Here is an 11,604-nt window from a genome sequence, read left to right as displayed (position 1 = left end):
CGCTGGCGGTCATGGCCCAAGCCCCAAAAGAAGAAGGTCAGCGGCGCTTGATCGAGCGCCGCTGACCGGGGAGTGACGGTTGCGCGGGGATTACTTGGCCGGAACGGCCGACACACCCTGCTCGCCGTATTCAGCCGCCGATTTGCGCACGGCGATCATGTACACCAGGATACCAACGCCAACCTTGGCGATGACGTCGGCGATCGTGTAGCCCACCTGAATGCCGGTCGCGACGGCGCCGCCAGACAGATTGGTGAAGGGGATCATGTAGACGATCGGATAAAAGCCCCACGATGCGAAAGTGAGCAGGCGTGCCTGCTTGATCAGGCCGCGGGCGCTTTCGGGCTGACGCTCGATGGCGCTGCCGAGACCCTTGAACAACTGCCACACCACGTAGGCAAACGGGATGGTCGACAGCGTTCCCCACATCGCCCGGGTGGCGTTGTCGGCAGCGATTTCACCGGGGTAACCCAGGATGATCATCAGCGCAGCAGCAAAGCCCAGGCTGGTCGCCTTGGACAATGTTTCCTTCTGTGAAAGCCGCATCACGAGCACCAGTTCGATCAGCAGCAGCGGCACGGTGAGCAACCAATCGACATAGCGATACGCATCGTTGAACGCATAGCCAGTGGCCGTGATCACGCCGTCTTTTACGTCATAGGCGTCGGTCCAGCTCTCGAAGATCCGGAAATAATGGTAGGCGGCAATCGCCGTCACCAGGCCAGTGATCGTCAGGGCCGTCTTGTAGGCTGCGCCAACTTGCGAGCGGCCAAACCAGAAAAACAGAGTTCCAGCCGCCATCGCGGCGAACGTGAACGAAAATGCATTATACACCAGCCCGAACTGGCCGACGGTAATCTGTTCCATTGATTGCTCCTGCACGCAGGCAGTGCCGCGAACTGCTGCCCGGACGGGGCATGAGCATGGCAATACCGATTGGTCACATATCGAACAACACCTCGCGCTTGCTTCAGCTTAGGCAGACAGTGGTGTTGCACGGCTGATATGCTCGCGGCCCGCCGCCAAGGACATACGGTCTTTCGGCCGTGTGACGTCACATCCCGGCTTCGACCGCGATACGGATGACGTCGGCCATGTTTGATGTGTGCAGCTTGGCCAGCAACAAGGACCGGTGCATCTTGATGGTCTTTTCGCTTAGCGCCAGATTGCCCGCGATCTGCTTGCTGCGATGCCCGGCGGCAATCTGCTGCAACACCTGGCGCTGGCGGGGGGTGAGCGATTTCACCTGCTCCGTGGCCAGCTGGTGCCGGTTGCTGGATGGCACCGCCTCGATGCCGCGCAGTTCGACCTGCGATCCGATGAAATACGTCAATGCGCCGCCGGTATCGAACACCGGCGCCACCATCAGGGCGTTGCGAAACGGCGTGCCGTCGCGTTTGTAATTGAGGATTTCCACCAGAACCGCCCGCCGCTGCGCCACGGCAACGCGGATCTGCGCCGTTACCTGCGGATCGGTGCCGGGGCCGGTAAGGAAGCGGCAGTTGCGGGCGATGGTTTCAGCCTCGCTGTAGCCGGTGAGGGCGCAAAAGGCCGCGTTGGCGGCGATGACGGGATTGTCGTGTTGGCGCGGATCGCTGATCACGGCCGCGATCGGGCTCAAGCGGATCGACCGGATCAGCCCAGCCAAGCCCTCAGCCAAGCCCTCGGCCAAGCCCTCGGCCAAGCTCCCAGCCAACCCCTCCGGCAGGCTATCTTCGTCGTCGCGCGGCATGATGCTTGCACTCTTTCGCGCCGGGATGCACCGCGTGGTACTCCCTTACTGGCGCTCAAGTGGCGGTATTGCACCGATCGGGCAATGGGGCATGCCGACCCACCCGTGCTGCGCCCGCTGCTGCCGGGGTGATGAGCAGACATCGAGGACACGGGGGCGATATGCTCAGGTTGCAGTTGCCGGCGGTGGTGCAGAAAGCGAAGAAGCCGTTTGAACCTTGTTTTTCGAAGCTGGAGTCACACCGCCGGCGCTGCCAGCAACCTGGGCGATGCCAGGCGTTTGAACGAACAGATCGGGGCCTTTTGAGTGCCCCGCGCTGAACGCCGGCGGTGTGATGTTGCAATTCAGGACGCGGCGGTGGGCAGGGCCTTGCGCCGGCGCATCGTGGCACCAATCAGGCCAAATCCGGCCATCATCATCGCCCAGCTTGCCGGTTCCGGAACAGCGCCGCCGCCCGGATCGATTATGGTGGGGCCAACGCCGCCAAGGCGGAATTGGCGCGCATCGCGCACATCACCGTTCAGCGTGAAGCTGACGTTGGTGATGAACTGAGTGTCGAGGGCGCGGGCCGAAAAGAAATTCTGGCCGTTGTTGATGTCCACAGTTCGCGAAAACACCGTCCCGAACTGATCGGTAAAGTTGAGCACAGTTTGGGTGGCGGTGGCGCCGGTGCCGAAGATGTTGAATTCGACTTCCTTGAAACCAAACCCGGTATCAAGGCCGAAGGACAACTGGCTCAGCCCGCCGTCGGCCGCTTCGACGCGCGCCTGGCCCTGCGAAGGGGTTGCCAGCGGTTCACTGCCAACAAACGTCACTTTCCTGCCGGTCTGGTTCGTCACACCAAAGGCATTGTTGCCAGTCGGAGCTTGGCCCTGAAACTGGATGTTTTCAGCCGGCTGCACTGCACCAGGCGTGATGAAGATCTGGATGGTGGCTGCAGCTGGTACAGCAGCCATGGCCAGTGCGGCAGAGGATACTGCCAGAAGGAGTTTATGCATGGATAATTCTCCAAATATTAGCAGACGATAATGACACATTGCGATTCTGTCATGGTCCGCGCAGCGAATCATGGTCGTCGTTGCAATGCGGCGGGACTGATGGAGTTATCCCGCGTTAACTATTTTTATTGAATTGGTGATATGAGGGGAGGGTCGGAAACTACGTGGTTTCATCGAACCCTGGCATAAACCGATATTCGCGGCATCACGCGCGCGGCCCCAGCCGGCCATTTCGAGCAGGGTTGGCGAGGCGGGGCGTCTGTGCGAGATTTGCCAACATGCAGGAGCCCGCGCCATGACCACACCACTTAAAAGCATCCACCACAGCGCCTATCGCTGCCGCGATGCGGAAGAAACGCGGGCGTTTTACGAAGACATGCTGGGGTTGCCGTTGGCGGCGGTGGTGCAAGAAGAAAAAGAACCGGGATCGGGCAGGCCCAATCCGTTCGTGCATCTGTTTTTCCGGCTGGGGGACGGCAATTTCATCGCGTTCTTCGATGCGCCCGGCACGGTAAAAGAGGGTGATTTCACACTGGCGCACGGTTTTGATCGCCACGTCGCGTTCGAAGCGGAGAGCGAGGAAAAGCTGCTGGCCTGGCGTGACCAGTTGAACGCTGGCGGCGTGCCGTGTTTCGGGCCGATTGATCATGGTTTCGTGAAATCGGTGTATTTTGCCGATCCCAATGGCTTGCCGCTGGAAATCGCGGTGCGGGCGGCGGCGCACGACGCGATTTTGGCGGACGATGCCAAAACCGCGCACGCCATCATCAACGCGTGGACGGCGCGCAAGGCCGCGGAGCAGGCTGCATGAACTATCAACGCCTGCCCCTGCTGATCGCCTTTCGCGAAGCCGTGGGCCTGCGTGACACCTACGGCGGCATCGACGGTGTGGTGGCACTTCAGGCGCATCATCTGAAGCCCGAGACACCATCGGATACCATCGTGATCTTCATGCACCCGATGGGGATCATGCATTATCTGCCGCTGCCCCCCGCGCTGGCCGATGCGGGTTGCCACGTGCTGACGGCGGTGTCGCGTTATCCCAACAACGACAATGCGCTGATCATGGAGAAGGTGGCGGTCGATCTTGGCCGCTGGGTGGCGCATTGCCGGGAGGTGCTGGGCTATGCCCGCGTGGTGCTGGCCGCCTGGTCGGGTGGGGGCAGCCTGGCGCTGTTTTATCAGGCCGAAGCATCAGACCCGCAGGTGACCCGCACGCCGGCCGGCGAACCTTTTGTGCTGGCCGATGCGAAATTGCCGCCGGTGGATGGCATCATGCTGCTGGCGGCGCATGTGAGCCGCGCGCAAACGCTGACCGAGTGGATGGATCCATCGGTGATCGACGAAGCCGACCCGTCGAAGCGCGACCCCAGGTGGAATCTGTATAGCCAAGGCGCGCCGCAGCCGCCGTACAGCACTGATTTCCTGGCGGAATATGCCGCCCGGCAGGTGAACAGATCAAGCCGCATCACGGCGTGGGCGGAGGCGACGCTGGCGGAATTGAAGGCCCGCGAAGGCCCGCATGCCGAGCGCGCCTTCATCGTGCACGGCACCATGGCGGCGCCGTGCTGGCTCGATCCGGCGGTTGACCCGAACGACCGCGCGCCCGGACGTTGTTATCTGGGTGATCCGCGCCTGATCAACGACAGCCCCGGCGGACTGGGCCGCTTCACCACGCTGCGGTCGTGGCTGTCGCAGTGGAGCCTGAAATCAAACGCGTGCAGCCTGAAGGTGGGCCACCGCATCCGCGTGCCGGTGCTGGTGGTGGGCAACACGGCGGACGATGCCTGCACGCCCAGCCACACGCGCCGCCTGTTCGATTGCACGGTGAACGCGCCCACCCGCGAACTGCAACTGGTGCACGGCGCGACGCATTATTACGCCTTCCAGCCGGAGCATCTGAAACAGGCAGCGGGGATCGTGACCGACTGGCTGGGGCGGCAGGCGTTTTAGAGGAAGCGCGCCACCACATCACGGTAGCTGCGCGACACCTTCACCTGCGTGCCCGAACCCAGCACCAGGAAACATTCGCCGTTGGTGTGCGGCTTGACGCTTTTGATGTTGTCGAGATTGACGATCGTCGAGCGGTGAATGCGCTGGAATTTCTTGGGATCGAGCCGGCGTTCCAGATCTTTCATCGTCTCGCGCAGCACCAGCGTTTGATCGGCGGTGTAGATGCACATGTAATCACCGGCGGCATCGATGCGTTCGATATCGCCAACGTCGACCCGAAAGATCTGGCCGCGATCCTTAATGTTGATCACCTTTTCGAAACGGCCGGCTTGCGGCATGTCCGACAAATCGTCGGGCAGGGCTTCGGGCGCGACTTCGGACAGGATTTCCTTGAGCCGTTCTGCGCCCTGCGCGCCGTGCTTTTCGGCCAGGCGCTGGCGCACGCGTTCAATGGTGCCGGCCAGCCGGTCTTCCTCCACGGGCTTGAGCAGATAATCCACCGCCTGCGCTTCGAATGCCTTCAGCGCATGCTGCATAAAGGCGGTGACGAAGACGAACAGCGGCGGATCGATATCGGCAAGACCCGACACGACGGAAAAGCCATCGAAACCCGGCATCTGGATATCCAGAAACACCAGATCGGGCTTGTGGGTACGGATGGCGCGAATGGCTTCGCGGCCGTTGGCGCAGCGTTCGATGATTTCGATGTCGTCAAAGGGTTGCAAGCGCAGTTCGAGGCCCTGGATTGCCAGCGGCTCGTCGTCGACAAGGATGGTTCTGATGGTCATGGATTCAGACCTGTGGGGCCAACTGCTGTACTACAACCGGATTTGCGACGGGCTGTGCCGGATTTTCGGTCTGGAACGGAATATCAATCAGCACGATCATGCCGTGCGGTTCGTTATCGGCCAATTCGAAACGGTGATCAGCGCCGTAGCTTTGCGCCAGCCGATCGCGGATATTGGCGAGGCCGACATTGGTTCCCCCCGCTTCGGCCGGTACCGCGCCAAGGCCCGGGCCGGTATCGGCGATGGTGATCACCAAGCGGTCGCCCATGCGCCGCGCATCCACCAAGATGTCGGCGCCGTCTTCGGATGGGGTGACGGCATATTTGATAGCATTTTCCACAACGGGTTGCAGCAGCAGGCTGGGCAGCCGCGCTTCCATCACGTCGGGCGCGATATCAAAACGGGTGCGCAGCCGCGCTTCGAAGCGGGTGCGCTCGATATCCAGATACAGCTTCATGGCTTCGGCTTCCTGCGCCACGGTGGCCAGGCCTTCGCGTTCGCCCACCAGGCTGTAACGCAGGAAACTGGCCAGCCGGGATAGCATGGCGTTGGCGCGCTCGGTCTGTTTCAGCAGCACCAGCGTCGAAATGCTGTTGAGCGTGTTGAACAGGAAATGCGGATTGAGCTGATAGCGCAGCATTTCCAGCTGGGCGCTGTTGGCCTGCGCGGCCATGTTGACCATGCGAACCGATTGTTCGGACAGCATCAGATAATAGTTGATGCCGAAATACAGCCCGGTCCACGCCGCCAGCACCGAAAAATCGAGCAGGATGGCGCCGAGGAACTGCACGCCTCGAGGTTGCCAGCCGGGCTGGTAGAAAGTGGCATGCGACCACACTTCAAGCACCGAAAACAGCGCCGAAGCCGTCATCAGCAGCAGCGCGGTGATCGTCCAGGTCCACACCGGTTTCATGGTGATGAGCCGGCGATAGGCGGCCGCCAGCAGCAAGCTGATCGAAAAACCCGTGGCCGTGACGAAAAACGCCGACACCGCGAAATTGAGGCCCATCGAATTGGCCAGGCCCGAAAGCGCCCTGAGCATCAGATAGGCAAACCAGCCGCCGCCCTGCAAAATCCAGAAGGCGCGGTTCTTGTCGTGGAAAAAGCCTTGGCGCGCGTGGAGTCCAACCATCCTGCCACCATAGCGATGCAGCGCGCAAAGGCCAAATCGGCGGTTTTGGGACATCACCATCGGCCGCCATCATCACCCGGTCTGGCCAGTCGCCAGCGCGCCGGCTAGGCTGCGGCAATGGGACTTTCCGCCGAACGCCTGCAGTTCTGCCTTGATGCGCTGGCTGCCGATCATCCGCCGGTGGCAGCTGCGCTGGCGGTGCATGGCCAGCCCGACCCGTGGGTGCGGGCCCGCGGTGCCAGCACCATGATGCGTGCCATTGTGGCCCAGCAGGTGAGCACCAAGGCCGCCGCCAGCATCTGGAACAAGCTGGAAGCCACTTGCGGCGGCGACATGGACGATCTGGAACGCGTCGCGGCGACCCCATATGAGGTGCTGCGATCGGCCGGGCTTTCGAGGCAAAAGGCGACTTATGTTCACGCGCTGGCTGCGGCGGTGGCCGGCGGGGTGGTGGATTTTGCCGCGCTGCCGGTGGATGACGAAGAGGCGATTGCGCTGCTGTCGTCGATCAAGGGCATCGGGCGCTGGTCTGCCCAGATTTATCTGATCGTTGCCGAAGGGCGGCCCGATGTGTTCCCGTCGGGTGATCTGGCGCTGCAGATCCAGTTGGGTCGGATGCTGGATCAGCCGGCGCGGCCCACCGACAAGCAGGCGCGGCTGCTCGCCGAACCGATGCAACCCTACCGCAGCGCGCTGTCGATCATGCTTTGGCACAATTACAATATCACGGCGCTTTGAGAGTTGTGATACGGCGCGCAGATGCAACCTCGCATCACTGATATCACCTCCCCGGCCAACCCGGTTCTGAAGGCGCTGAAGGCGCTTTCGGACAAGCGTGGCCGCAAGGAGGCCGGGCAGTTCCTGGCCGAAGGTCTGCGGGTGTGCACCGAAGCGCTTGGCGCGGGCCAGGTGCCGGACACGCTGTTGTTCACGCCCGAAGCCGAACGCCACCCCCTCACCCAGGCGTTGATCGACGCGACGTGGGATTTGCGCGGCACCATCCTGCGCACCACGCCCGATCTGATGCAGCGGCTGACGGGCAAGGACAATGCCCAGGGCGTCGCTGCGGCCTATCCGATCCCCGACATATCGCTGGCGCGGCTTGATCGAAGCGCCGCCAAACTGTGGTTGGTGGCGGAAAATCTGCGCGACCCCGGCAATTTCGGCACCATGCTGCGCACCTGTGACGCCACCGGCGCGGGCGGGGTGATCCTGCTCGATCAAAGCTGCGACCCGTTCAGCGTGGAAGCGGTGCGCGCCAGCATGGGGGCGCTGTTCAGCCGCCAGGTGGCGCGGGCATCGGGGCCAGAATTTTTTGCGTGGTTGCGGCAAGAACCGGGGCAGCTTGTGGGCGCGGCGCTGACCGATGAGGCCGTCGATTACCGCGCGCTTACCTACCAGCCGCCGTGCTTCCTGCTGATGGGCAACGAACAGGCCGGCCTGCCCGATGCATATGCCGCGCAGTGCGACGCCCTGGTGAAGCTGCCGATGCTGGGCGCGGCCGACAGTTTGAACGTGGCGGTGTGTGCCGGCGTGCTGCTGTATCATGCGCTGGACCGGCTTGACGTGCAGGCGTGACATTGGGCGAGGCAGAGCCCAAGGTGCCGACAATTACAGGGGATTTTTGCCGATGCGTGCCGTGATATTCTGGATGCTGGCCTTGCTGGCGACTGCGGCCAACGCTGCCGGCGTCACCGCACTGGTGGGCGGGCGGCTGATCGACGGCCAAGGCGGGCCGCCGCTGGCCAACAGCGTGATCCTGGTCGACGGCGACCGCATCACGGCCATCGGCACGGTTGCGACGCTGCCGGTACCGGCCGGCGCCAGCGTTGTTTCCACCGAAGGCATGGATGTGCTGCCCGGCCTGTGGGACATGCATGTTCACCTGATGATCAACGGCCACGCTGATTACACCCATTGGGATCAAGCGTATCTGAACCGCTTTGGCCCGGAAATCATGCCGGCCAGCGCGGTGCAACTGCTGCTGGCCGGTGTCACCAGCGCGCGCGATCTGGGCGGGCCGCTGGCCGAATCCATCGCCATCCGTGAAGATGTGAAGGCCGGGCGCAAACCTGGCCCGCGCCTGTATGTGTCGGGGCCGTTCCTGCAGAAAAAACCCTATCCGGGCACCGAATCGTTCCGTTGGGGCATCGACAGCGCGGAGGATGCCCGCGCCAAGGTGCGCAAGCTCAAGGCCGCCGGCGTTGATGTGATCAAGCTGGTCGATCAGGACGAACTGGGTGAGGCGACGACGCGCGCAGTGGTGGAGGAGGCGCACAAGCTGGGCCTGAAGGTGGTGGGCCACAGCCATCTGCCCGAAGAAATCCGCATCGGCCTGAAAACCGGCATCGACAATTTCGAACACACCGGGCTGGGCGCCGCGCCGAAGTATCCCGATGATATCATGGTGGCGCTGGAAGCCCGCGCCGCCGAAGGCCGGGTGCGCGGCAACCCGCTGTACTGGACGCCAACCATCAGCGGCCTGTTCAACCACGGCAGCCTGCTTTCCAACCCCGAAAAGCTGGACGACGCCTGCTGGACGCGCGGACTGAAGCCCGACACGGTTGCCGATATCCGCGCGTCATTGAAGGATGTTTCGGCGCTGGAATATAATCAGCTCACGCCGCGTCGCAAACCCACGCTCGACACCAAATTCGCGCAATTGCGCAAGGCCGGCGCCATCCTGCTGATTGGCACCGATAGCGGCATCCCCACCGCCTTTCACTGCCAGACGACGTGGAACGAACTGGATGTGTGGGTGAACGGCCTGGGCGTGCCGGCGATGGAGGCGATCCAGGCTGCGACCTACTGGCCGGCCAAGTTCATGGGCGTGGAAAAGAACAGCGGCACCATCGCCGTGGGCAAATATGCCGACATCATCGCGGTGCGCGGTGACGTGCTGCGCACCATCGCACTGCTGCAAAACCCCGCCCACATCATGAAGGGCGGCACACTGTACAAACATGGCGGCGTGATCAACGAGGCGGCGCTGGTTTCGCGTTGAGGCTTACGCCATTCGCCAGTGTTGCAAACCATCGTCGCCTACGCTCACGCGGCCGGGCAGGCCGATGGGGTGGGTATCAAGGCTGAGCAGGGTGGCCACGGCCTCGCCGTCGGCCACGTCCACTTTGCCGAACACGCGGGCACCGTCTGGCGTGCGGCCGACCACGCTGCCGTGGCTGGGCTGGCCTTCGCGGCCGAACACGATGCTGAAGGTTTCGATTGCGGCTGGGCCGGCATAGGTGCCGTCAAAGGCCGGAACGTCATCGCGCGCGTCTTCGGCGGCGTCTTGCACGTCGCGGTTCAGCATCAGCCACGCCGCGTCTGCGGGGCGGTTGCCGATCACCAGCGCGTGATGTTTGGTGACATATCCGCCCTGACCATACAGCAGCGCCTGATCGGCCGGTTTGTCACGCAGGACACGCACCATGGCGCACGTGCTGTGCAGCATGTAGCAATTGAGCCCGGCCCCGGCGAACGACAGCCCGCCCGTTACCGACAGCGGCACATCCGCCCCCAGCCCCAGCGTGCGCCGCGCCATCTTGGGCACGGTGGGGAAGCAGCTGTACAGCTCCACCTGGTCGAAACCATGCGGCGCAATCCGCATCGCCTGGCCAAGCACGGCATCCTGCGCCGCCGAATGCACATAGGAATCGCGCTTGAGAAAATCCATGTGTTCGCCCGCGCTGGCGCCGCCGTGGACGTGGATGATGCGGTCTTCGGGGATGCCGGCGGCGCGGGCAGCGGCCAGCGTCGTCATCAGCACGGCAGCGGCGGCGTTGACATTGTTGTTGGCGACCATGCGCTTGGTATAGGGCCAGCAAATCATGCGGTTATCGTCCGCAACTGTGGTGATTTGCTGTGCCGTGAAGGCCGTGCGCCCCCAGGCAAAGGGGTTGGCGGCAGCGGCGGCCGAAATCCGTTCATAGGCCGCCCCGCTTTCGGCCAGTGCTGCGCCCGGCGTCAGCCCCCACGCCGCCACGGTGGCATTTTCATACAACGGATAAAGATGGATCGGCTGGAAGATGCCATGGCTCATGCCCAGCGGCGTGACATGATCTGACGGGATGATGGGGTTTTCCGGCGTTTTGGAAGGCGGTGTCCACGGCAGGGTGATGCCGGCGGCCTTGGCTTTGGCGACGGCGTTCTGCGCCTCGCCGCCAGTGATCACCGCCACCACGCTGTTGCCGTTCATGATGCGCAGCGCGGCTTCGTGAATTTTCGTCGTCGGGGTTTCGCCGCCAACGATGCCATACACCGCACGCGGCGGCACAATGCCCAGCCGCTGCGCCAGCCGCACCGCGACCCGGTCGTAACGCCACGAAATCAGGTTGATCACATCGAGGCTGTCGATCCTGGCCAGGAAACCGCCGCCGGCATCGGCATCGGCCGCGCGCACCGCGGCTTCCATCAGCGCCAATGGCTCCAGCGCGGCGGCCGGATCGGTTGGCCGGTCGAGCACTTCGCCGATTCCGATGATCACCGGTGTGCGTTCGGCTGGCAGTGACATCGTTCTTCCCCCGCAAATTGTCCGTTGCTGATACAGGCTGGCTGCGCTGGCGGGAAGCACTCGCGGGCATGGGCTCCCCCTGCTACAATCGCGGGGTGATTGAAACCGCACCCTCCCCCGCCCCGCCTTCGCCGGACTGGACCATTCCGCAGGATTGGAGCCATTTCACCGCCACCGATCACCGTGTGTGGGATGATCTGTTCGATCGGCAGACGCGGCTGTTGCCCGGCCGGGCGGCGCCCGAATTTCTGGATGGCCTCAAGCGCCTTGATCTCACGCGGCCCGGCGTGCCGGATTTCGCGCGATTGAACGATGAACTGATGGCGCTGACGGGCTGGCAGGTGGTGGCGGTGCCGGGGCTGGTACCGGATGCGGTGTTTTTCGATCATCTCGCCAATCGGCGCTTCCCGGCCGGCAATTTCATCCGCCAGCCCGGCCAGCTGGATTATCTGCAAGAGCCTGACGTGTTTCATGACGTGTTCGGCCATGTG

11 protein-coding genes and 1 pseudogene are annotated in these 11,604 nt (G+C 63.2%); 6 read left to right on the top strand and 6 right to left on the bottom strand.

All coding sequences use genetic code 11. The features are described 5' to 3' along the window. Window positions 1–90 precede the first annotated feature (90 nt). The 3 genes from ACESL8_RS05745 to ACESL8_RS05735 form a co-directional block, all read right to left on the bottom strand. Window positions 91–867 (bottom strand): bacteriorhodopsin-like, encoded by a 777-nt coding sequence (locus ACESL8_RS05745; protein ID WP_372916738.1) that lies wholly within the window; start codon window positions 865–867, stop codon window positions 91–93. Window positions 868–1,054: 187 nt separating this feature from the next. Further along, entirely contained in the window at window positions 1,055–1,621 is a 567-nt protein-coding gene (locus ACESL8_RS05740; protein WP_372916736.1) for a LuxR C-terminal-related transcriptional regulator, read from the bottom strand. 455 nt (window positions 1,622–2,076) lie between these two features. Beyond that, entirely contained in the window at window positions 2,077–2,730 is a 654-nt protein-coding gene (locus ACESL8_RS05735; RefSeq protein ID WP_372916734.1) for a PEPxxWA-CTERM sorting domain-containing protein, read from the bottom strand. 295 nt (window positions 2,731–3,025) lie between these two features. On the opposite strand from ACESL8_RS05735, the gene ACESL8_RS05730 reads away from it, so the two are divergent. Then, window positions 3,026–3,541, top strand: a complete 516-nt coding sequence (locus ACESL8_RS05730; RefSeq protein ID WP_372916732.1) for a VOC family protein — start codon at window positions 3,026–3,028, stop codon at window positions 3,539–3,541. After that, on the top strand, window positions 3,538–4,683 hold the full coding sequence (locus ACESL8_RS05725) for an alpha/beta hydrolase (RefSeq protein ID WP_372916730.1): 1,146 nt from the start codon (window positions 3,538–3,540) through the stop codon (window positions 4,681–4,683). Before ACESL8_RS05730 ends, ACESL8_RS05725 begins: the two co-directional genes overlap by 4 nt. On the opposite strand, the gene ACESL8_RS05720 is transcribed toward ACESL8_RS05725, so the two are convergent. Both ACESL8_RS05720 and ACESL8_RS05715 read right to left on the bottom strand, forming a co-directional pair. Next, entirely contained in the window at window positions 4,680–5,471 is a 792-nt protein-coding gene (locus tag ACESL8_RS05720) for a LytR/AlgR family response regulator transcription factor (RefSeq protein WP_372916728.1), read from the bottom strand. The two genes, ACESL8_RS05725 and ACESL8_RS05720, sit on opposite strands and share 4 nt — an antisense overlap. 4 nt (window positions 5,472–5,475) lie before the next feature. Further along, window positions 5,476–6,603: a sensor histidine kinase gene (locus ACESL8_RS05715; protein WP_372916726.1), complete on the bottom strand. Its 1,128-nt coding sequence runs from the start codon at window positions 6,601–6,603 to the stop codon at window positions 5,476–5,478. Between the two features lie 117 nt (window positions 6,604–6,720). Between ACESL8_RS05715 and ACESL8_RS05710 the strand changes: the two genes are divergently transcribed. Genes ACESL8_RS05710 through ACESL8_RS05700 form a run of 3 tightly spaced genes read left to right on the top strand, consistent with a single transcriptional unit; the run spans window position 6,721 to window position 9,607 of the window. Beyond that, window positions 6,721–7,341, top strand: a complete 621-nt coding sequence (locus ACESL8_RS05710; RefSeq protein WP_372916724.1) for a DNA-3-methyladenine glycosylase — start codon at window positions 6,721–6,723, stop codon at window positions 7,339–7,341. 21 nt (window positions 7,342–7,362) lie between these two features. Next, window positions 7,363–8,181 carry a TrmH family RNA methyltransferase gene (locus ACESL8_RS05705; RefSeq protein ID WP_372916722.1) on the top strand — a complete coding sequence of 273 codons (819 nt, stop codon included), beginning with the start codon at window positions 7,363–7,365 and terminating at the stop codon, window positions 8,179–8,181. 52 nt (window positions 8,182–8,233) lie between these two features. Beyond that, a complete protein-coding gene (locus ACESL8_RS05700; RefSeq protein ID WP_372916720.1) occupies window positions 8,234–9,607 on the top strand; it encodes an amidohydrolase family protein in 1,374 nt (457 codons plus the stop codon). 3 nt (window positions 9,608–9,610) lie between these two features. On the opposite strand, the gene ACESL8_RS05695 is transcribed toward ACESL8_RS05700, so the two are convergent. Next, complete coding sequence (locus tag ACESL8_RS05695; protein ID WP_372916718.1) at window positions 9,611–11,113, bottom strand: acetyl-CoA acetyltransferase; 1,503 nt, start codon at window positions 11,111–11,113, stop codon at window positions 9,611–9,613. Window positions 11,114–11,181: 68 nt separating this feature from the next. Between ACESL8_RS05695 and ACESL8_RS05690 the strand changes: the two are divergent. Then, window positions 11,182–11,604: pseudogene (locus ACESL8_RS05690) on the top strand (phenylalanine 4-monooxygenase); the annotation flags it as partial.

Origin of the sequence: Sandarakinorhabdus sp., from assembly GCF_041689835.1 — a bacterium.
GTDB lineage: Bacteria > Pseudomonadota > Alphaproteobacteria > Sphingomonadales > Sphingomonadaceae > Sandarakinorhabdus.
Note: the sequence above shows the minus strand (reverse complement) of the source record. Positions and strands in the feature narration are given on the sequence as shown.

Bases quoted from the DNA above. Each gene is read 5' to 3' on its own strand.
- ACESL8_RS05745 (WP_372916738.1), bottom strand. From the start codon at position 867: ATGGAACAGATTACCGTCGGCCAGTTCGGGCTGGTGTATAATGCATTT.
- ACESL8_RS05735 (WP_372916734.1), bottom strand. From the start codon at position 2,730: ATGCATAAACTCCTTCTGGCAGTATCCTCTGCCGCACTGGCCATGGCT.
- ACESL8_RS05730 (WP_372916732.1), top strand. From the start codon at position 3,026: ATGACCACACCACTTAAAAGCATCCACCACAGCGCCTATCGCTGCCGC.
- ACESL8_RS05725 (WP_372916730.1), top strand. From the start codon at position 3,538: ATGAACTATCAACGCCTGCCCCTGCTGATCGCCTTTCGCGAAGCCGTG.
- ACESL8_RS05720 (WP_372916728.1), bottom strand. From the start codon at position 5,471: ATGACCATCAGAACCATCCTTGTCGACGACGAGCCGCTGGCAATCCAG.
- ACESL8_RS05715 (WP_372916726.1), bottom strand. From the start codon at position 6,603: ATGGTTGGACTCCACGCGCGCCAAGGCTTTTTCCACGACAAGAACCGC.
- ACESL8_RS05710 (WP_372916724.1), top strand. From the start codon at position 6,721: ATGGGACTTTCCGCCGAACGCCTGCAGTTCTGCCTTGATGCGCTGGCT.
- ACESL8_RS05705 (WP_372916722.1), top strand. From the start codon at position 7,363: ATGCAACCTCGCATCACTGATATCACCTCCCCGGCCAACCCGGTTCTG.
- ACESL8_RS05700 (WP_372916720.1), top strand. From the start codon at position 8,234: ATGCGTGCCGTGATATTCTGGATGCTGGCCTTGCTGGCGACTGCGGCC.
- ACESL8_RS05695 (WP_372916718.1), bottom strand. From the start codon at position 11,113: ATGTCACTGCCAGCCGAACGCACACCGGTGATCATCGGAATCGGCGAA.